This window comes from Amycolatopsis sp. CA-126428 (genome assembly GCF_002904335.1).
In the GTDB taxonomy this organism is placed as follows: Bacteria; Actinomycetota; Actinomycetes; order Mycobacteriales; family Pseudonocardiaceae; genus Amycolatopsis.
In genome coordinates this window covers 183,041-202,153 of sequence record NZ_PPHF01000129.1, presented here as the reverse complement: position 1 = coordinate 202,153, position 19,113 = coordinate 183,041, and the positions used below count along the sequence as shown (strand labels likewise).

Below are 19,113 nucleotides of genomic sequence, written 5' to 3'. Positions count from 1 at the left end.
AATGGAATTACGCTGGTGAGCAGCACTGACCCGGTCATCGATGCCAACCTCGCCGTCGCACTCGACGCCCTGCTGACCGAGCAGAGCGTCACGCGCGCCGCCGCCCGCCTGCACACCTCCCCGGCAGCCATGAGCCGCACCCTCGCCCGCCTGCGCCGCATCCTCCAAGACCCCCTCCTGGTCCGGGCCGGGCAGACCATGGTCCCCACACCACGCGCCCACGCCCTGCGCGACGAGGCCGCTGCCGTGGTGCGCAGCCTGGCGGCACTGCTCACATCCGGCGCCGTCGTCGATCCCGCCACCCTGCACAGCACCTTCACCCTCCAGGCCGCCGACCTGGTCGGGGCGGCGCTGGCCGCCGGCCTGCTGCAACTGACCCGGCGAGAGGCGCCGGGGGTCTCCTTGCGGTTCCGGACCGAGGAGTTCGAGGCCGGTTCGGCCCTCCGGGACGGCCGGATCGACCTGGAGATCGGCGCTATCGACCACGTCGATCCCGAAACCCAGGTCGAAAACCTGCTCACCCTGCGGATGGTGGCGGCCGTCCGACCCGGTCACCCCCTGACCGAGCAACCCCTGACCCCCGCCCGGCTCGCTGCCGCCGACCACGTCGCGGTCAGCCGCCGCGGCCGGTTCACCGGTCCCCTCGACACCGCCCTGGCCGAGCACGACCTTCGCCGGCGGGTCGCCGTGGTCCTGCCCAGCCATCTGGCCGCGATGGCCCTTGCCGCCCGCAGCGACCTCGTCTGCCTGGTCCCCGCGGCACTCTCCGACGCGCCCGCCTCACCCCTGACCGCCGACGCCACCGCCCTCGGCCTGCACCTCCTCGACATCCCCCTGCCTCTGCCACCACTGACCATCGGCATGGCCTGGCATCCTCGCCAGTCCGCCGACGGAGCCCACAATTGGCTCCGCGCCGCCGTCCGCCGGACCCTTCACGCACCTGGAAGATCGACTACCTGACGTGGCCAGGGCGGCACGCGGACGCCGCGGGCCGAGTGACGCCGATGGCGCCGCACCCAGCACGCCACCACCGATGAAACGGACGACCCGAAGAAGGACGGCGCGCTGACGCCGGAGGGGATGGCGCTCGGGATCAGGGCCGCCGTCGACGGCGGCGCGCGGGTGATCAACATTTCGGCCGGTACCGTCGAGCAGAACCAGCGGCTCGCCGATGCGGTCGACTACGCCGCGAGCCATGATGTCGTGCTCGTCGCCTCGGCCGCCAACAGCGCGAAGAGGGGCGACCCGGTGACCTATCCGGCGGCCCACCCGTCGGTGATCGTGATCGGCGCGGTGGACGAGGCCGGCGAGCACCAGAAGGCGGATACGTGGGTGACCCACTTCGGAGATCCGTTCGCGTGCAACGCTACCGCCGCGCAAGCCCAATACTTGTCGTGACTATGACGCGGCAATCAACTCCGGCAAGCGGTGGTGATCGGCCTGACCTGCGTCGCGGTGATCTCGAGGAGACTTTCGGGCGTCTGTTCGACGAGCATGCCGCGGTCCTGCACCGCTATCTGGTCGGGAGGATCGGTGTCGACATTGCCGGTGACCTGCTCAGCGAGACGTTCCTGATCGCGTTGCAGCAGCGCGACCGCTACGACGCCGAGCGAGGAAGCGCCCGGTCCTGGCTGTTCGGTATCGCGACGAACCTACTGCGTACGGAGGTCCGCAACGAGGTCGCTGCCCAGCGCAAGCAGTTGCACCTGGCCGCGCACGAGCTCAGCAGGCGGGTTGTGCACGGGCATGCCGATCGGGTGGCCGAACGGATCGACGCGCAGGCCCGGGTGCAGCACCTGGCCAGGGCGTTGGCGGAACTCTCGCCGAACGATCTGGACGTGCTGCTGCTGACCAGCTGGGCGGAACTGACGCCGACCGAGATCGGCGAGACGCTCGGTGTTCCCGCCGGCACTGTGCGCTCCCGCCTGCACCGGACCCGGCGCTTGCTGAGGGCTTCCGCGGCATCCAGCTCCGCGCGCGATGAGGAAGGAGTACAGACCGATGACTGAGGACAACGTCCACCGCTTGTGGACCGACGAAGAGCTGGACGAAGGGCTGATCTTGATGCGCCCCGACGAACTCGCCAGCCGGCAGCCCCTGGGCGAGGCACGAAACACGCTGTTGAACGCGGTGCGCTCGCTCGAAGGAAGGGACACCCTGGTGGCTGACACCAACCCGGTGACCGAGCTGACACGAAAGCCAGGGCTCCCCGCCGGACGGCGCTGGTGGCTCAGTGCGGCCGCCGCGGCAGTGGTCGTTGCCGTCGGCGCCACCGTGGCGATCACCGGCGGAGACCACGGTGCGCCCTCGGCCCAGTCGACGTCGTCGGTGCCGGCGGTGAAATTCGCGTCGGTGCAGCAGGCGCTGGACAAAGCGGCCGACATGATCCATGTCACGGGCGAGGCGCCCATTCCCGCAGGGAAATTCCGGTATACCGAGACCCGCGGCTGGTACCTGGTCGCCAGCAAGGAGCGCCAGTTCGCTTTCCTCGCCGAAGAGCTGAGGCAGACCTGGCAGCCGAGCGACTTCGACAGTGAATGGCTGCTCAAGATCGGGCAGACGGGGAACAAGCAGTGGCTGGTGGGCAACGAGCAAACCGCCACCACCACCGAGGGGCAGAACGTAAACGAAATCCGTCAGTCCGGTGAGTGGCGCGCGCGGGGCGGCCAGTTCCCCGAGAAAGCGTTGATCTTCGCCGGCCGGGGCGCCGGCGAATGGAGCGCACCCACCGAACAGCAGTTGGCCGACTTGCCCCGCGACCCGCAACAGCTCTACGACCTCATGCTCAAGGATCCCTTTCTGGCGAACAAGCCCCGCGGCGGAGGTGTGCTGGCGGTCGCGGCCACTCTGCTGAAGACCGGTGTCGTACCCGCCGATCTCAAGGAAGCGGTGTACCGCGCGGTGGCCAGGATTCCCGGGCTGAAGATCACCGCGCAGGTGGCGAACCTCGACGGCCGCAAGGGCGTCGCCCTGGGTGTCACACCCCCGGACGGTACCTATCGCTACGACATCATCGTCGATTGCGACACCGGCGAGTTCATCGGGGAACGGACGACCGAGTTCACGCCAGGAGGCGACGTGGGGATCGAAGGCATCAAGGCCGACACCGTGACCTCCTACAGTTCGGTCCACACCGCCATCACCGACCAGGCGGGGACCGTTCCAGCGGGAAACTGACCGGCCCACAAGGCCGACCAGAGTGGACCCGGCACTCGCTCCTGGGCGGGCGCCGGTTCCACCAAAGCCGCGCCGACCGGCCAAAAAGGCCGGCGTGCGCGGGAATGCCTGGAACGGGCAGTCGCGCAACCATCCAAGACGATCAGGCGTCATCCCGATGAATGGCAATGCAATGGCAGAAGGGGGATCAACATGGGGCGACTGAACGGCATGACGGTGACGGTGGGAGCAGTGATGGCCCTCGTCGCCGTGGCCAATCCAGCTGTAGCGGTGACACCTGGGGCCACGCCTCCGGGGGTGGCCCGTCCGGCTTCGTCCATTCACTGGCAGGCATGCGACGCGCACCCGGCGCTGGACTGCGCGACCGTGCCGATGCCGATCGACTGGAGCGTACCCGCCGGGGCGACGACACCGATCTCCGTCGTTCGGGCGAAAGCCGCCAAACCCCGGCAGCGCAAGGGCGTGCTCATCGTCAACCCCGGTGGGCCGGGTGGTTCCGGGGTCGACTTCGCGACCGACATCATCGAAAACCACGTCATGTCGCAGTCCCTCGCGGACAACTTCGACGTCGTCGGGTTCGATCCGCGTGGCGTGGCACGCAGTGCCCAGCTCACCTGCGACGATGCCGTGCTGAACGACTGGGTCGATTTCTATCCGGAAACCGAGCCGGACTACCGCGGCATGCTCGATCACAACGACCGCTTGGGCCGCAGTTGCGTGCAGTACAGCGGACCCTTGGCCGATCACGCTGACACGACCAGTGTGGTACGGGACGTGGACGCGCTGCGGCAGGCACTGGGCGAGGACAAGATCAGCTACTACGGCAAGTCCTACGGCACCCAGATCGGCCAGCAGTACGCCGAACTGTTCGGTGCGCACCTGCGCGCGTTGGCCTTGGATTCCAATCTGGACCACAGCGTGGGCACCATGGGTTTCCTCGTCCCCCAGAACCAGGCGTTCGAGGACTCCTTCACCGACTTCGCGGCCTGGTGCGGGCGCACCCCTGCCTGCTCGCTGCACAACCGCGACGTGCCGGCCCTCTGGGACGATCTCCACGCCAAGGCGACTGCGGGGAAGCTGACCCGTCCCGGGAGCAGCTACGCCCTGTCGGTCGCCCAGCTCCGTGAGGAGGTCCTGTACCCCTTCATGTACGACCCGGCTGGGTGGCCCGAGCTGGCGGACTGGCTCAAGTCGCTCGCCGACGGCACTCCCGGGTCGCTTCGCGCCCAGTCGCAGGATCCGGGAGCCCGCAGTGAACTGCCGATCTGGTGCGGTGACTGGAAATGGAACGAGGTCGACAGCTTTGCCGCCCTGTCGGCGTACCGGAAACGGTCAGAGGTCGTCGCCCCGCACACCCGTCTCAGCCCGTTCTACACCCAGCTCACCGGATGTCTGGGCTGGAGCGGTCGGGTGAACAACCCCCAACACCGGCTCCATGTCACTCAGGCACCTCCGATCCTGATGACCAACAGCATCCATGACGTGGCCACCCCGTACCAGTGGGCGCGGTCCGTCGCCGCTCAACTGCCGACGTCCACCCTTCTTGCCTACGACGGCACCGGACACGGCACTTACCGGCTCAGTTCCTGCGTGCGTGCGGCGGTCGACACCTACCTGCTCACCCTCCACACGCCGGCCCCCGGCACCCACTGTCCCGCCGAATGGCCGACCACAGGTGACGCTGGGACGGCTCGCCCGGCCACGCTGATTCACCGCCGGTAAGACAACGACAGAGCCGCCAGGCAAGGGGGCCGCGTCATCCGGGCGCGGGCCTCCCCGCGCAACCGGGACCCGAGCAGCGACAGGGTGATGTGGGCATACCATGCCCGCCACGACCGGGCTGGCAGGCCCTTGATCAGCTCGTCGGGCCCGGGCTTCGCGGCCGCCGGCCGGTGGTGACCGGGGTGTCGTTGACCTTGGTGGCCGGCACGTGCCCGGCATCGTGGGCCTCCAGCCACAACCGCAGGTGCTCGGGCAGATACGACATAGTCGCGGACGTCGTCGATGTCCCGGTCCGCCCGGCGCAGCAGCCGCTGCATCCCCTCCGGGGGCACCTCGCCGGCCTGTTCGGCCAGCGTCCAGCCGTTCTTCCGCTCCAAGCCCGCGACCAGCCCGGACACATACTCCCGCTCCCGGACCCGCGGCTCCGACCCCGCGAACCTGCCCGCGATCCGCTCGGCACGGGCGTGCGGGGAAGTGGGCTGCCCGCACGGTGAACGACCGCACCCGATCCGCCGGTCCACATCGGACGTCCAGGTGGGACCGGGCCACGGCCCGGTCCGGGAGGACCCGATGTGCGTCCGGGGGAGTTGCTCGCAACATCTGCCGCTGATCGCGCAATCCTGATCAGGGCGTTCCTTTCCCACTCACCTAGAGTCCTTTCAGGGAAGCGCTCACGGAAGGGGATGGCCGATGGCAACGGGGACAGTGCACGTCTACGTCGGTCCGACGTGCTCGGCCGGTGAGCTGCGCCGGCGGTTCCCGGACGTGGTGGTCCATCCGCCCGCGTCCCACGGGGACTTCTTCTCCGCCGACCTGGTTTCCGGGGACGCGGCCGTCGTCGTTGACGGTTACTACCACCACCGGCTGGGGTTGCGGCACAAGGAATACCTCCACGCGCTCGACCGCGGGGTGAACGTCGTCGGCGCGGCGAGCATAGGTGCTCTCCGGGCCCGGGAACTGAGCGCCTTCGGGATGCGGGGCTGCGGAACCGTCTACGAGCTCTACCGCGCCGGTGTGTTCGACGGCGATGACGCGGTCGCGGTGGCGCACGAAGACTCGGCTCCCTACACCAGCCTGAGTGTTCCCCTGGTGAACCTCTACGCGGCAGCGCAGGCCGCGTGCGCTGCGGAAGTGCTGCGCAGCGAAGACGTCGGCGAAGTCATCGCCGCGCTCCGCTCGGAGTACTACCCGTTGCGCACGGAGGCGCGCGTCGCGCACATCCTGCGCCGGGCCGGCCGGCCCGAGCTGGCGGACTGGTACGAGGAACAGACGGCCGGCGATCCGCACGTCTTCGACCAGAAGCGCAGGGACTGCCTCGCCGCGGTGGAGGCGGCACGCCACCTCGTCGCCGACGGTGCCGTCGGGCAGGTGACGGGAGCCGGCGGAGCCGATTGGAAGACGGTTTTCCTGCGGGTGTGGAGCAACGCCTTCGCCGAACGGACCGGGGATCCGCCGCTGGGCCGGCGCCTGGCGTACCAGCAGATCTTCAGCTCCGGCTACCCGCGCGCCTGGGAACGCTATCTGGACGAGACCTACCGGCGCGCACCGGCCGGCGAGGCCGTGGGCGACCTGGAGGATTCCCTGTCCCGGCAGATCGGGGTGGCTCGGTTCCCGCAGCCGGTGACGCACAAGGAAGACTGGCTGTTCGACTTCGTCTGCCCGGTACCGGACCTGAGCGATCCGCGCGAGGTGGAGCTCCTGCTGAGCACGGAGGAACCGGGGGACGTCGAGACCGTCGCCCGCTACCTCCGGCAGGTGCGGGAATTCACCGGCCGGGCGACCGGCTCCGCGGTGGGAGACGACCCCGAGGTGCTCTCCGGCGAAGCCGGCAAGGTCCTGCTGTGCCACCTCTGGGAGGTGCCGCCCGGAAAGCTGGTCCGCGAGTGCCGCCGCCGGGGGATTCCCAACGTCAGGACGGCGGTCGACCTCCTTCAGCCCTTCGTCGTCGGCGCCATCAAGGACGGGAAATACACCCGCGTGGTTCCGGCATGACGAAGAAGGTCGTGCTGAACGGAACGCATCGTGCTCTCTCGGCCGAAGCGACGTGGTCGCGGATCGAACCGCAGCTGGGGACCTTCGGCATCACCCGGGTCGCGGACGTGACGCACCTGGACCACATCGGCATCCCCGTGATGATCGCCGTCCGCCCCCTGTCGGAGACGTACGGCACCTCACAGGGCAAAGGGGCCACGCCGCTCCTGGCCCGGATATCCGCGGCGATGGAGTCGATCGAGATGTGGCACGCGGAGCACTTCGACCCGTCCCGGTTCGAAGCGACCGCTCGCGACCTCGAACTGCCCTACCCGATCCGGGCGCTCAACGTCCGGCCGCTGAAGCAGCCCCTCGACCACGTGCGGCTCGAGTGGACCCGGGCGCGCACGGTGGTCGGCGGTGACCCCGTGCCGCTTCCGGTCCAGTTGCTGAGCCTGTCGTTCGTCGGCGGCAGCCTCTGGGAACCCCGCGTGTTCAAGACCACGTCCACCGGGCTGGCGTCGGGGAACTCCGCGGCGGAGGCGTGTCTCCACGGGATCTACGAGGTGATCGAACGCCACGCACTGGCCGGCCTGGACGACTCCGGCACGGACTCCCGCGTGCAGGTCGACCTGTCCACAGTGGACGACGAACACCTCGGGTCGCTGCTCGACCGGCTGGCCGCCGCGGGCGTCCGGTGCGAGGTGGCCATGGTCCGGAACGACCTGGCGGTTCCCGTGTTCGTGGCGTTCGTCTGGTCCCCGCTCTACCCGCTCGTCGCGGCGGGCTCCGGCGCCCACATGGACGTCACCGTGGCCATGAGCCGGGCGATCACCGAAGCGGTCCAGACCCGGCTCACGAGGATCTGCACCACCCGCGACAACCTGCCGTCCGGCTACCGGCCGCCTCACGCCGACGATCCCCTGTTGTCCGCGGCCGCGGGGGAGCCCCTCGCCGACGTGGTCGAAGGGTACGGCGCCGCCCACGACGACCTCGACGCGGAACTGCGGGAGGTCGCCGAGCGGGTCGAGAAGCTCACCGGGATGGCACCGGTCGTGGCCGACATGTCGACCCGGCCCGACAGCTTATCGGTGGTCAGGGTGGTCTGCCCCGGCCTCGACTATCCCGGTAAGGGTGGCAACAGCATTCCGAGAGCCATGCCCTCTCCGGCGGCCCCCTGAATCGCGCCAGGGGTTTCCGGCCACATCAGCTCCGCATCCCGTCCGAGGTGGTCCCATGGGTGACGTAAGTATTTCCCTCTCATCGTCGTTGGCGCAGTTCACCGGAGGTGTCCGGCGCTTTTCCGTGCCGGCGGGCACAGTGCGTCAGGTGCTGGAGAAAATGCAGGACGAGTACCCCCGCCTCACCGGGCGCATCGTCGACGACAGCCTGCAGCCCCTGCCTTTCGTCCGCGTCTACGTCGGCGATGCCGACGTACGCGACCTGGGCTCGGCGGATTCCGCCGTTGCGCCCGGCACCACGGTGATGGTCCTGGCCGCCGTCGCCGGCGGCTGAAGCACCCGACGAAGGGGGACTGCCTAACGCCGAGCGAGCACAGAACGAATCAGATCGCCGAAATCCGACGTACAGGAAGAGGCTTGAATGCAGTTCACACCGCAAGTCATGGCCGGCCACCTGCTGACCGAAGTGGAACCGATCCGCGGCACCCTCGACGTCCTGGCCGACGAGGAAGCCCGTCAGCAGCTCGACCGGCTGGTCGACTACCTCGTGGACCCGGAGCCGGGCGAACCCTTCGTGGCGGCCGGCATGTCCACCCAGACGAACACCGAAACCGACACGGGTCCGTCGAACACCAACACGATTCCCGACGCCGACAGCGACACCGAGTGGCGGTGGGACGACGAGTGACGTACTCGTCCGGGGAACCGGCGGAGGTGGCCCGGCCCGTTCGCTGATTCCTTGGGGTCCGTGACCATCGGATCCGGACGAACCGGGGCGGGTCCGGGCGGAAAGCGGCGGCCCGCCCCGGCTCGCCGACGCGGCAGTGAAGCATTCCAGATCGACGAGACGAGGGTGACGGCATGGGCAACGCCACGATTCTGATTGTCACATCCAGGTGGGACACGACCGCGTACGCCGCGGCCGAGATCCTGCGCCGGAACGGCCGGGAGCCGGTCTTCTTCTACCCCGAGGACGTGCCGCTGACCGCGCAGATCGACGCGGTTTTCCGGCAGGGGAGGTGGTCCAACCGGCTGCACACTCGGGACGGGGTGATCGACCTCGGCGACATCAAGGCCGTCTGGTGGCGGAAGCCCTATGTGGCCCGCCCCTCGAAGGAGCTCTCCCGGGTGCAAATGCCCTACGCCAAGCGGGAGAGCGAGTACGCCATGCGCGGGTTGTGGGATCTGCTGCTCAACGATCCGGACGTCTACTGGATGAGCGATCCGCACAACATCCGCAAAGCCGCCAACAAGATGATCCAGATGACCAAGGGGGCGGCCCTCGGCCTCACTTCGCCGAAGACCATCATCACCAACGATCCCGAAGACGTGCGCAAGTTCTACGACGAGTGCTCCGGGAAGATGGTCTTCAAGTCCATGACGGGACCGTTCCTGCTTCCGGGCGAAGTGGAGGAGGAGTACACCTCCGAAACCTTCGTGCCCGGCATGCCACTGGTCCGGCCGTTCACCGACGAGGACATGGCGCACGTCGACAGCGTGCGGCACTGCGCCTGCATGTTCCAGGAACTCGTCGAGAAGAAGCACGAACTGCGCGTCACGCTCTTCGAGGACCAGATCTTCACCTGCAAGATCGAATCGCAGAAGAACGACCTCACCCGGCACGACTGGCGCCGGCAGGACTCGCTGCCCCACGCCACCATCGGTGAGCTCCCCGGCTCCGTGGCGAAGGCCTGTCTCGCCATGGTGAACGATTTCGGGCTGCGCTTCGGGGCTTTCGACTTCATCGTGACGCCCGAGGACGAGCACATCTTCCTGGAGGTCAACGCGAACGGCCAGTGGCTGTTCGTCCAGGAATGGGTCCCGGAACTGCGCCTCATGCAGGCCTTCGTCGACATCATGGTGCGGAACTCGTGACGGCCCCGTGAAGACCCGCCCGGCGTCCGGCACATCCTCCTCGGAACAGCTGCTCTTCGGCGGTCGCCTCCTCTACGTCAACGACACGAGCACCCAGGACGGCGCCCTGACCCGGCTCGGCCTGTGGCCGGTGGTCCGGGCGCTGCCGCCACTCGTCCGCACCACCGTCCGGCTCGCCCGCGAAACCGACGCTCCGGCGGTGTGGCTGGTCGCCGGCGCCGAAGTCGGACGTGGTGTCGCGCAGGCCGTCGGGCTGGTCGCCGTCAACGCCGCGCTGGCCGCCGTGCTGGCCGGTGGCGACCCGGCCGGCTGGCTGCACCGGGCCGTGCCGTCGCTCGTGCTGGTGGCGGTCACCGCGGTGCTGGGCGCGGTGCTCACCGCCGTCTCCACCTACGGTTCGGGGCGGCTGCAGCCGAAGGTCGAACGAGCCGCCACCGAGCAGTACCTGGCCTGTGCCTCGCGCGTGGAACTGGCCGCGCTCGAGGACGACCGGTTCCGCCGGCTGCTCGACACCGCCCAGTTCGGGGCGACGGCCGCCCGCCGGATGGTCGAGCACTGCACGCGCGTGATCACCGCGTTGCTCTCCCTGGCGGCCGCCGGGAGCGTGCTCACCGTGCTGCATCCGGTGCTGCTGCCGTTGCTCACCCTGATGATCGTCCCGCACCTGTGGGGGACCGTCGTGACCGCGCGCCGCCGTTACGAGAGTTTCCGCACCTGGGTGCAGCACCTGCGCGCGGGCCGGGTGCTCAGTACGGAACTCACCGCCGTCGAAGCCGCCCCGGAGATCCGGGTCCACCAGGTGGGCCCGTTCCTGCTCCGGCACTTCCGCACCATGTCCGCCGCCTCCGAGGCCGAACAGACCCGGCTGGCTGGGCTGGACGCCCGCACCGGCCTGTGGGTCGCCGCCTGGACCGGGCTCGCCACCGCCGCCACCTACCTCACTCTGGGCCTCTTGGCCTGGGGCGGCACCGTGGCCGTGTCCGTCGCGGGAACCGCGGTGCTCGCCATCCGCACCGGCACGGGCCGCCTCGGCGGCCTGGTCCAGGCGGTCACCAGCCTGTACGACGAGAGCCTGTTCGTCGCCGACCTCGAGCGGCTGCGGGTCCGGGCGGCCGAGCAGGCCATCCCGGGCGGTGGCCTGGCCGTGCCGGAACACCCCCGCCGGATCACGTTCGACCGGGTCACCTTCCGCTACCCCGGCACCGACCGGGCCGCACCACCGGCGATCGACGACGTCTCGCTCACCATCCCGAGGGGGCGGATCACCGCGCTCGTCGGGGAAAACGGCTCGGGCAAGTCCACGCTGGTCAAGCTGCTCGCCGGGCTCTACCTCCCGGACAGCGGCCGGGTCGGGTGGGACGACGTCCCCACCTGCCGGGCCGACCGCCAGCAGGTGTTCGGCCGGATCGCCATGGTCGCGCAGGACTTCAAGCGCTGGCCCTTCACCGCGCGGGTCAACGTCACCATCGGTGACTCCCGCGCTCCCGACGACGACGGCCGGCTGAGCGCCGCCGCCGACCAAGCGGGCGCCACCGCGGTGATCGAGGACCTGCCGCGCGGCTGGGCCACGTTGCTGGCCCGGGGGTACGAGGGCGGCCACCAGCTCAGTGGCGGCCAGTGGCAGCGCGTGGGGGTCGCCCGGGCCCACTACCGCGACGCACCGGTCCTGATCGTCGACGAACCCACCGCCGCGCTCGACGCCCGTGAAGAGCAGCGGGTGTTCGACCGGATCCGCGGACTGGCCGAAGGCGGGCAGACCGTCGTCCTCATCACCCACCGGATGGCGTCCGTCCGGCACGCGGACCTGGTGTACGTGCTCCACCGCGGCCGGCTCGTCGAATCCGGTTCACCGGAGGAGCTGCTGGAGCGGCCCGGAGGGCGGTTCCGCGGACTGTACGAGATCCAGGCCGCCCAGTTCGGCCGGAGAGAGGGCCCGGCCCTGCCCCACGACTTCGTCTCCGGAGAGCGGAAACCATGACAGCACCGGAAAAGCGCGTCGGACACGCACGCGACGCCGGGGCCGTCCTCGTCGTCCTGGCGGCCGTGTCCGTGGGCCTGCTCCACGCCGTTCCGACGTTCGGACGGCTGGCGGACCTGGGCGACGGCGGCCGGCCGCTCGTCCTGCGGTTCCTCCTCGCGGTCGTCCTGATCATCGCGGTGGGACGGCTGGGCGGCTGGGTCGCGACACAGTGCCGCCAGCCACCGGTCGTCGGCGAGATGGCCGCGGGCATCGCGCTGGGCCCGACCTTGCTGGGCCAGGTGGCGCCGGAAGTCCAGCACGCCCTGTTCCCGACGGCCCTGGTGCCCCACCTCGGCCTGGTCGCGCAGCTGGCGATCAGCTGCTTCGTCTTCCTCCTCGGCGCCGACCTCCCGCTGGACCTGCTGCGCGGGGCGGGGCGCCGGGTGGCCGCACTCGGGACGGCCATGGTGGCCGTCCCGCTCGCCGGCGGGCTGCTGCTCGCCGCCGGCCTGGCCGCGGCGTACCGGCCGGCGGGGACCGGGCTCATCCCCTTCCTCCTCTTCGTGGGCACCTCGATGAGCATCACCGCGTTCCCCGTGCTGGTCCGGATCCTCGCCGGGCTCGACCTGATCCGGACCCGGATCGGCACGCTCGGCCTGGCCACCGCCGGGGTGGGCGACGTCCTCTCGTGGTGCCTGCTGGTCGTGGTCGTCGCGCTGGCCCGTGGTGACTCGGCGGCCGCGGTCGCGCCGACCGTGGGGTGGCTCGTCCTGTTCACCGCGGGAACGCTCACCGTCGTCCGCCCGGCGCTGCGCCGCCTCTCGGCGATCGCGGAGGACCACGCCGGCCGGCGGCGCGCCCTGACCGTGGTGCTGGTGCTCTGGGCGCTTTCCGCCGCCGCCGTCACCGACTGGATCGGCGTCCACGCCATCTTCGGGGCGTTGCTGGCCGGCGTGATCATGCCGCGCGAAAACCGCGTGGTGCGCGACCTCGGCCGCACGGTCGGGCGCGGGGTGACCGCGGTGCTCCCGCTCTTCTTCGCCGTGATCGGGTTCGGCATGCACGTCGGGTTCCTGCGGAACCTCCAGGACGTGCTGGTGTGCGGGCTCGTGATCGTGGTGGCCGTCACGGGCAAGCTGGGCACGACCACGCTCGTCGGCCGGCTGACCGGGTTGACGTGGCGGGAGTCGGCCGGGCTGGGCGTCATGGTCAACTGCCGGGGCCTGACCGAGCTGGTGGTGGTCTCCGCGGGACTGGCGCTCGGCATCATCGGCCCGGACCTGTTCGTCGTGTTCGTGGTGATGACGCTGGTGACCACGGCGATGACCGGCCCGTTGCTCCGGCGGCTCGATCTCGGCGGTGCCCGGGCGCCCGCGCGGCCGGTCGCCGGTTCCGGACCCGCGCCGGAGACCGTAACTGTGGTGAACGCCGATGGCGGCGCGGACCGCACCCATTAGCGTCGGCGTTGTGCCCGGAAGAAAAGGAGCGATGACATGAATCCCTTCGACGACCCCGACGGCGAGTTCGTGGCGTTGGTGAACGACGAGGGCCAGTATTCGCTGTGGCCCACTTTCAGCCCGGTACCCGCCGGCTGGACGACCGACTTCGGCCCGGATCGCCGCGACGCCTGCCTGGCCCACATCGAGCGCACCTGGACCGACATGCGGCCCCGCAGCCTCGTTCTCGCCATGGAACAACAGCAAGAGCAAGGCTGACGTCCCGGTGCCGCCGGCGGCGGCCATGACCCGGTTTTTCTTTCTTCTCCTGGGGGAGCGGGTGCAGACGATCCATTTCACCATGGCGGACCTCGGGCGGATCAGAATGGCGACCACGGTCGGCATCACCGGGGAAGCCGTTTTCGCGATGGACTCGTTCGCGAAAGCGCGAACGGGTATTTTCGCGGTGTGGCGGCGCCGGTTCGCCCACCGGAGCCCGGTCCGCGCGCTCGGGCGGTCCGTCCGCCCGGTGCCCGATCTGCTGTGGCTGGTGCACGAAACGACGCTGCCCGGCCGCGCTCCGGTCGACGGGGCCGACGCCGGCCGTGACGAGGTGGTGGCGGCGGTCCGGTCCTTCTGCTCGGTCGCGATATCGCCGTTCTGGCCGCGGGTCCACGGCCACCTGGAAAGCGAACGCGACGCCCGGAGCCGCCTCGCGATGACCGGCGGGGTGGAACGCCTGCTCGACACGCTGCACCCCTTGGTGCGGTGGCGACCGCCGGTACTGGAGATTCCCGGCGAGCGCACCGGCGAAATCCACCTCGACGGCCGGGGGCTGGTGCTCGTTCCGTCACTGTTCCTGCACGAGGGCCGGGCCGCGCTGCTCATGGACGGCCAGGACGGCGAAACCCCGGTCCTGGTGTTCTCCGCCGCCCCGCCGAGCCACACCGACGCGAAGGAGATGTGGAACGCGCCGGAGATCGGGCACCGGGCCTTGGCGGCCCTGGTCGGCCGCACCCGGGCCGCCGTGCTGCAGGAACTCACCGACAGCCGGTCCACGGGCGAGCTGGCCGAGCGGCTGCGCATGTCCTCGGCCGGCATCAGCCAGCACACCTCGATCCTGCGCGAAGCCGGCCTGATCACCACCCGGCGGAACCGCAACACCGTGCAGCACGACGTCACCCGGCTGGGCAAAGCCCTGCTCGACGGGACCGCCCTCGACGTGCGGTGCCGGACGTCGTGAGGGGGACGCCGGCGCCTCTCCCCACGACCGGGCCACGGGCCGCGGACCTGGGGACCGGGTGCTGGCGTCGAGGTCACTTCCCGGTGGGGGAAAAGGACCGGGCGGCGGTGAGGAAGACGTCGTTGTCGGCGCGGCTGCCGACGGTGATCCGGACTCCTTCCCCGGGGAACGGGCGCACGAGCACCCCGTGGGCCAGGCAGTGCGCGGCGAACGCGCCCGCCCGGCCGCCCAGTGGCAGCCACAGGAAATTGCCGTGCGACTCGGGTACGCCGAACCCGTGCGCCCGCAGGGTTTCGCGCACCCGGCCGCGCTCGACGCGGACGTCGCGGCAGCGGGCGGCCACCTGGTCACGACCGGCCAAGCTGGCCAGCGCCGCCGCTTCGGCCGACGCGGTGACGGTGAACGGCAGCTGGGCCCGGTCGAGCGCGGCGATCACCGCGGGCGGGCCCGCGCAGTAGCCGACCCGCAGCCCGGCCAGGCCGTGCGCCTTCGAGAACGTGCGCAGGCCGACCAGGCTGCCGCCTTCCCCGAGTTCGCGGACGAGGTCGATCCCGTCGGGACTGTCCGGGTCGCTGACGAACTCCCGGTACGCCTCGTCCAGCACCACGAGCACGTGCGGAGGCAGCCGCCGCAGGAAATCCAGCAGAGCCTCCCGGTGCAGCACCGCGCCGGTGGGGTTGTTCGGGTTGCACAGCAGCACCATCCGGGTGTCGTCGCCGACAGCCGCCGCGATCGCGTCGAGGTCGTGCCCGTGGCCGGCGGTCAGCGGCACCGGCACCGGCCGCGCTCCGGCCACGGTGGCCAGGACGGGATACGCCTCGAACGAAGGCCAGCCGAACACCACACTGCCGCTGCCGCCGAACACCACCTGCATGAGGTGCTGCAGGAGCGCGCCGGAGCCGGGGCCCACGGCGACCTGCCCGGCCGGCAGGCCGGTCAGGCGGGCCAGCCGGGTGATCAGCTCCCCGGGGCGCATCGCCGGGTAGCGGTGTGCCGCGGCGGCCGCGGCGGCCGCGGCCGCCGCCGCCTCGGGCAGCGGCGGCCACGGCAGCTCGTTGCCGGCCAGCTGGACCGCGGGGCGCGCCGGCGGCGCCGGATACCCCGGCAACCGGCCGACCTCGGGCCGGACGAACCTGGTCATGACCCCCTCCTCGTCCTTCACGACAGCTCGAACACGACCGCGCCCGCCAGTCCTTCGACGTGGTGGACGGCGGAGCACTGCCAGCCGCCCTCGTCGAAGGCGTCCAGCCACTCCTGCTCGGTCGGCAGGAAGGCGCCCATCATGGCGTGGCCGAGTTCGAACGCCAGCGTGAACACCGGGATGTCGTCGTCGGGCACGCCGACGGTGCGCACGTTGTCCCCGAGCACCAGTTTGCGGGCGGCGGGAAACGCCTCGCGCAGCCGGCGCAGGGCGGCGACGCACTGCTCCCGCGGCCAGAAGTCGTGGCCCATCATGAAACAGGTGAGCAGCTCGACGTCGGCGAACTCCGGGCGCGGCGTCAGGTGCCGCGCATCGGCCTCGACGAACCGGACCCGATCGGCCAGGCCGGCCTGCGCGGCCTCGCCGGTCGACAGCTCCAGCGCGGCGGCGGCGATTTCGACGCCGATCCCCCTGGCCGCCGGGTAGCGCTTGGCCAGCTGGAGCAGCCGCTCGCCACTGCCCGATCCCAGGTCGGCCACCGACGTGACCGGGAAGCCCAGCCCCTCGACCACCGACCAGAACACCGGATCGAAGAACGTGGTGTTGGCCTGCCGGGACGCGAAGCTGATCGCCCGGGCGTCCCGCGTGTAGTAGTCCCCGACCCGGTTGGCGTTGCGCAGCACGAAGGGCATCCGGGCGAACAGCGGCGCCGAGCCCACCGCCAGCCAGTGGAACAACGGCTTGGCCTGGTAGACCTCGTCGAAAACCGGGCCGGCGACGACGGTGTCGCCGTCCCGCCGGACCACCTCGACGCCGGCGAGCGCCACGAACATGCCGCGGGTGGAGCCCGGGTGCAGGTCGTGCCGCGCCGCGAAGGCCGGGATCTCGAGCCGGCCGAACTCCTTGAGCTCGTCGAGCGCACCCAGCTCCCAGGCGGTCGCGATGGCCGGCGCGGCGACCGCCGCGTTGAAGATGGCGGCGGCCGCCCGCCGAGAGCCGGGCGCCGGGATTTCGGTTGTCATGACAGACCTTTCCGGCGCCCGGCCCGTGCCGGGCGCCTCTCCGGTAGCGGATCGATCCGGCCAGCCGGCGTATCCGCGCAGTCCGTAGAGCAGGGGCGCCGGGCCGGCGAACCGGTCGATCCGCCGTACCCGGCCGAACACCACCTCGTGGTCGCCGATCCGTTCGGTGCCGGTGACCACGCAGTCGGCGACGGAGTGCGCGTCGCCGCTCAGGTGCGGCCCGGCCCGGCCGTCTCCGGCCCGCCACGGCACCCGGTCGAACCGGTCGGCGGCGCCGGAGGCGAACAGCTCCGCGGTGGCGCGCGCCCGGTGGTGCAGCAGGTTGACCGCGAACCGGCCCCGCTCGCGGACCGCGGCCAGCGTCGGGCTGCCCAGGCGCAGGCAGACCAGCAGGGTCGGTGGTTCGAGCGACACGCTGCACAGCGACGAGCACGTCATGCCCCGCGGCCGCCCGTCGCCGTCCGGGACGGTGACCACGGCGACCCCGGCGGGGAAGCCCGCCATCAGCGTGCGGAAGGTGTCCCGGTCGACGTCCGGCTCCACGGCGGTCACCGCATCGACGCGAGGTAGTCGCGCTGGCTGGGCAGCCGCTCGACCAGGTCCTTCACCTGGGCGCGGACCAGCTCGAACTCCTTGATCGCCCCCGTTTCGTCGAACAGCCCGAGCGCGGCGGGCGGGCGCACCGGCAGCCCGCCGAGACCCAGCAGCATGCAGACGTAGGAGTAGGGCTCGAAACCGTGGTACTGCGGCCAGATCGTTTCGCTGTCGGGCAGCTTGGTCGTCCACTGCTCCAGCCGCCCGGCGAGGGAATCCGGGATCGGCCTGGTCTTGGTGTCCCGCCAGTAGGCGTTGTCGCTCCGGGCCGCGCCGCGGTAGTGCAGGCAGAGGAATTCGCGGACCCCGTCCATGCAGCCGGCGATCCGCCGGTTGTAGGAGTCGCGCAGCCGCGGGTCCCAGTCGTCGCCGGGGAAGTGCTTGACCAGTTGCTCGACACCGTGCTGGATGAAGAAGATCCCGGTCGATTCCAGGGGCTCCACGAAGCCACTGGACAGTCCGATCGCGACACAGTTGCGCACCCAGGACTCCCGGCTGCGGCCGACCCGCATCCGCAGGTGGTTGGCCTCCAGATCGTCGGCCGCCGGCCCGACGAACTCGCGCAGGGTGCGCTCGGCTTCGTCGGGGGAGCAGTAGTCGGACGCGTAGACGTACCCGGTGCCGATGCGCTCGTACAGCGGGATCGTCCAGATCCAGCCGGTGTCCATCGCGGTGGCGGTCGTGCAGGGGCGCATGCCCCGGCGTGCCACGTCCACGGGCACGCGCAGCGCCACCGCGCTGTCGTTGGGCAGAGTGTCCTGATAGGACTGGAACGGCGTGCCGAGTGCCCGGTTGAGCAGCAGGCCGGTGAAGCCGCTGCAGTCGATGAACAGGTCGCCGTGGAGGGCACCGGAGCCCCGGGTCACCACGTGGTCGATCCACCCGCGCTCGTCCAGTGCCACGTCCACCACGTCGTCGAGGACGTGCCGCACACCCCGCCGGGTGGCGTACCCGGTGAGGTACCGGGCCAGCAGCGCGGCGTCGAAGTGGTAGGCGTAGGGGAACTGGGTGTGCTGCTCGGTCAGCGTGGTGCGATACCCGCGTTGCCCGTCCCGCTCCACGAAGTCCTGCTCGAACAACGTGCCGTCCAGGTACCGCGGAGACCGCTCGGCGTCGCACAGCGCGGCCATCAGGAAGCTGTCCTGGTCGAACCGGTCGCCGGGGCGCAGCTGCAGCCACCAGTCGGTCAGGCCGAACCCGTCGACCACCCGCACCCGTTCGAACGGGTGGTAGAAGGCGTGCCCCGGCGCGCGCCAGTTCTCGAACCTGATGCCGAGCTTGTAACTGGCGTTGCACTCGGGCATCCATTCCCGCTCGTCGAGCCCGAGGTAGTCGAAGAAGTGCCGGATCGTGCTGAACGTGGCCTCACCGACACCGATGGTGGAGATCCGGGCGGATTCGACGACGGTCACGGAAATCCGGTCCCCGAACGCCGCCTTGAGGTACGAGGCCGTCATCCACCCGGATGTTCCGCCTCCGACGATTACCACCTGTCTGGGCACGACTACCTCCATCGGAATCAGTTCCGCCCGGTGTGCTCCTTCAATCGGCGAGGAGCAGACGATCCTGCCGACACACCGGGGGCCCGCGACCGGACATCGCCGGGCGGTCGGCCCAGCCTCACCGACATCGGCCGCCGGAGCCACCTTTTTAAGGCAGCCGCGAAAAGCGCAGATCACCACGGTGGTGCCGGGACGTTCCGAGGCCGGGCGCGCACCGAATCCGCCTGCGGCGCCGTAACGGCGGGAATTACGGTCGTGCGCGGGGATTGCGGCCACCCATGATGGCGAA

Annotated in this window: 18 protein-coding genes and 1 pseudogene; 14 read left to right on the top strand and 5 right to left on the bottom strand. The window is 70.6% G+C overall.

The window, feature by feature from the left end; all coding sequences use genetic code 11:
- The first annotated feature begins 15 nt into the window (after positions 1–15).
- From C2L58_RS31855 to C2L58_RS31835, 5 genes are all read left to right on the top strand, one after another.
- On the top strand, positions 16–960 hold the full coding sequence (locus C2L58_RS31855) for a LysR family transcriptional regulator (protein ID WP_103341366.1): 945 nt from the start codon (positions 16–18) through the stop codon (positions 958–960).
- A gap of 105 nt (positions 961–1,065) precedes the next feature.
- The gene (locus C2L58_RS31850; RefSeq protein WP_304532965.1) at positions 1,066–1,398 is read left to right on the top strand and encodes a S8 family serine peptidase; all 333 of its coding nucleotides are present in this window, start codon (positions 1,066–1,068) and stop codon (positions 1,396–1,398) included.
- A 2-nt stretch (positions 1,399–1,400) separates the two neighbouring features.
- On the top strand, positions 1,401–2,009 hold the full coding sequence (locus tag C2L58_RS31845) for an RNA polymerase sigma factor (protein WP_103341364.1): 609 nt from the start codon (positions 1,401–1,403) through the stop codon (positions 2,007–2,009).
- Positions 2,002–3,177 carry a CU044_5270 family protein gene (locus tag C2L58_RS31840; protein ID WP_103341363.1) on the top strand — a complete coding sequence of 392 codons (1,176 nt, stop codon included), beginning with the start codon at positions 2,002–2,004 and terminating at the stop codon, positions 3,175–3,177. Before C2L58_RS31845 ends, C2L58_RS31840 begins: the two co-directional genes overlap by 8 nt.
- 192 nt (positions 3,178–3,369) lie before the next feature.
- On the top strand, positions 3,370–4,899 hold the full coding sequence (locus tag C2L58_RS31835) for an alpha/beta hydrolase (RefSeq protein ID WP_103341362.1): 1,530 nt from the start codon (positions 3,370–3,372) through the stop codon (positions 4,897–4,899).
- Between the two features lie 133 nt (positions 4,900–5,032).
- Here C2L58_RS31835 and C2L58_RS51325 read toward each other — a convergent pair whose 3' ends face one another.
- Both C2L58_RS51325 and C2L58_RS31830 read right to left on the bottom strand, forming a co-directional pair.
- On the bottom strand, positions 5,033–5,164 hold the full coding sequence (locus C2L58_RS51325) for a hypothetical protein (RefSeq protein WP_255410608.1): 132 nt from the start codon (positions 5,162–5,164) through the stop codon (positions 5,033–5,035).
- Positions 5,157–5,408: pseudogene (locus C2L58_RS31830) on the bottom strand (hypothetical protein); the annotation flags it as partial. The pseudogene C2L58_RS31830 and the gene C2L58_RS51325, both read right to left, overlap by 8 nt.
- 181 nt (positions 5,409–5,589) lie before the next feature.
- Here C2L58_RS31830 and C2L58_RS31825 point away from each other — a divergent pair.
- From C2L58_RS31825 to C2L58_RS31785, 9 genes are all read left to right on the top strand, one after another.
- Entirely contained in the window at positions 5,590–6,891 is a 1,302-nt protein-coding gene (locus tag C2L58_RS31825) for a TfuA-like protein (protein WP_103341361.1), read from the top strand.
- Positions 6,888–8,051, top strand: coding sequence for a YcaO-like family protein (locus C2L58_RS31820; protein ID WP_103341360.1), 1,164 nt, complete (start codon positions 6,888–6,890; stop codon positions 8,049–8,051). Before C2L58_RS31825 ends, C2L58_RS31820 begins: the two co-directional genes overlap by 4 nt.
- A 55-nt stretch (positions 8,052–8,106) precedes the next feature.
- Positions 8,107–8,385 carry a MoaD/ThiS family protein gene (locus C2L58_RS31815; RefSeq protein ID WP_103341359.1) on the top strand — a complete coding sequence of 93 codons (279 nt, stop codon included), beginning with the start codon at positions 8,107–8,109 and terminating at the stop codon, positions 8,383–8,385.
- Between the two features lie 87 nt (positions 8,386–8,472).
- The gene (locus tag C2L58_RS31810; protein ID WP_103341358.1) at positions 8,473–8,739 is read left to right on the top strand and encodes a hypothetical protein; all 267 of its coding nucleotides are present in this window, start codon (positions 8,473–8,475) and stop codon (positions 8,737–8,739) included.
- Between the two features lie 173 nt (positions 8,740–8,912).
- The gene (locus C2L58_RS31805; RefSeq protein WP_103341357.1) at positions 8,913–9,926 is read left to right on the top strand and encodes an MvdC/MvdD family ATP grasp protein; all 1,014 of its coding nucleotides are present in this window, start codon (positions 8,913–8,915) and stop codon (positions 9,924–9,926) included.
- A gap of 7 nt (positions 9,927–9,933) precedes the next feature.
- Positions 9,934–11,904 (top strand): ABC transporter ATP-binding protein, encoded by a 1,971-nt coding sequence (locus tag C2L58_RS31800; RefSeq protein ID WP_103341356.1) that lies wholly within the window; start codon positions 9,934–9,936, stop codon positions 11,902–11,904.
- Positions 11,901–13,343 (top strand): cation:proton antiporter, encoded by a 1,443-nt coding sequence (locus C2L58_RS31795; RefSeq protein WP_103341355.1) that lies wholly within the window; start codon positions 11,901–11,903, stop codon positions 13,341–13,343. Before C2L58_RS31800 ends, C2L58_RS31795 begins: the two co-directional genes overlap by 4 nt.
- Before the next feature lie 36 nt (positions 13,344–13,379).
- Entirely contained in the window at positions 13,380–13,601 is a 222-nt protein-coding gene (locus C2L58_RS31790; protein ID WP_103341354.1) for an MbtH family protein, read from the top strand.
- A 61-nt stretch (positions 13,602–13,662) separates the two neighbouring features.
- On the top strand, positions 13,663–14,565 hold the full coding sequence (locus C2L58_RS31785; RefSeq protein WP_158264201.1) for an ArsR/SmtB family transcription factor: 903 nt from the start codon (positions 13,663–13,665) through the stop codon (positions 14,563–14,565).
- A gap of 73 nt (positions 14,566–14,638) precedes the next feature.
- Here C2L58_RS31785 and C2L58_RS31780 read toward each other — a convergent pair whose 3' ends face one another.
- The 3 genes from C2L58_RS31780 to C2L58_RS31765 are packed head-to-tail and all read right to left on the bottom strand — an operon-like array spanning position 14,639 to position 18,836.
- Positions 14,639–15,706 (bottom strand): histidinol-phosphate transaminase, encoded by a 1,068-nt coding sequence (locus C2L58_RS31780; protein WP_103341391.1) that lies wholly within the window; start codon positions 15,704–15,706, stop codon positions 14,639–14,641.
- 17 nt (positions 15,707–15,723) lie between these two features.
- The gene (locus tag C2L58_RS50875; RefSeq protein WP_233226050.1) at positions 15,724–17,280 is read right to left on the bottom strand and encodes a flavin reductase; all 1,557 of its coding nucleotides are present in this window, start codon (positions 17,278–17,280) and stop codon (positions 15,724–15,726) included.
- A complete protein-coding gene (locus tag C2L58_RS31765; RefSeq protein ID WP_103341352.1) occupies positions 17,277–18,836 on the bottom strand; it encodes a tryptophan halogenase family protein in 1,560 nt (519 codons plus the stop codon). Before C2L58_RS31765 ends, C2L58_RS50875 begins: the two co-directional genes overlap by 4 nt.
- Between the last annotated feature and the right edge of the window lie 277 nt (positions 18,837–19,113).

Bases quoted from the DNA above. Each gene is read 5' to 3' on its own strand.
- C2L58_RS31815 (WP_103341359.1), top strand. From the start codon at position 8,107: ATGGGTGACGTAAGTATTTCCCTCTCATCGTCGTTGGCGCAGTTCACC.
- C2L58_RS31765 (WP_103341352.1), bottom strand. From the start codon at position 18,836: ATGGAGGTAGTCGTGCCCAGACAGGTGGTAATCGTCGGAGGCGGAACA.
- C2L58_RS31845 (WP_103341364.1), top strand. From the start codon at position 1,401: ATGACGCGGCAATCAACTCCGGCAAGCGGTGGTGATCGGCCTGACCTG.
- C2L58_RS31780 (WP_103341391.1), bottom strand. From the start codon at position 15,706: ATGACCAGGTTCGTCCGGCCCGAGGTCGGCCGGTTGCCGGGGTATCCG.
- C2L58_RS31820 (WP_103341360.1), top strand. From the start codon at position 6,888: ATGACGAAGAAGGTCGTGCTGAACGGAACGCATCGTGCTCTCTCGGCC.
- C2L58_RS31835 (WP_103341362.1), top strand. From the start codon at position 3,370: ATGGGGCGACTGAACGGCATGACGGTGACGGTGGGAGCAGTGATGGCC.
- C2L58_RS31840 (WP_103341363.1), top strand. From the start codon at position 2,002: ATGACTGAGGACAACGTCCACCGCTTGTGGACCGACGAAGAGCTGGAC.
- C2L58_RS31825 (WP_103341361.1), top strand. From the start codon at position 5,590: ATGGCAACGGGGACAGTGCACGTCTACGTCGGTCCGACGTGCTCGGCC.
- C2L58_RS31805 (WP_103341357.1), top strand. From the start codon at position 8,913: ATGGGCAACGCCACGATTCTGATTGTCACATCCAGGTGGGACACGACC.
- C2L58_RS51325 (WP_255410608.1), bottom strand. From the start codon at position 5,164: ATGTCGTATCTGCCCGAGCACCTGCGGTTGTGGCTGGAGGCCCACGAT.
- C2L58_RS31810 (WP_103341358.1), top strand. From the start codon at position 8,473: ATGCAGTTCACACCGCAAGTCATGGCCGGCCACCTGCTGACCGAAGTG.
- C2L58_RS31795 (WP_103341355.1), top strand. From the start codon at position 11,901: ATGACAGCACCGGAAAAGCGCGTCGGACACGCACGCGACGCCGGGGCC.
- C2L58_RS31790 (WP_103341354.1), top strand. From the start codon at position 13,380: ATGAATCCCTTCGACGACCCCGACGGCGAGTTCGTGGCGTTGGTGAAC.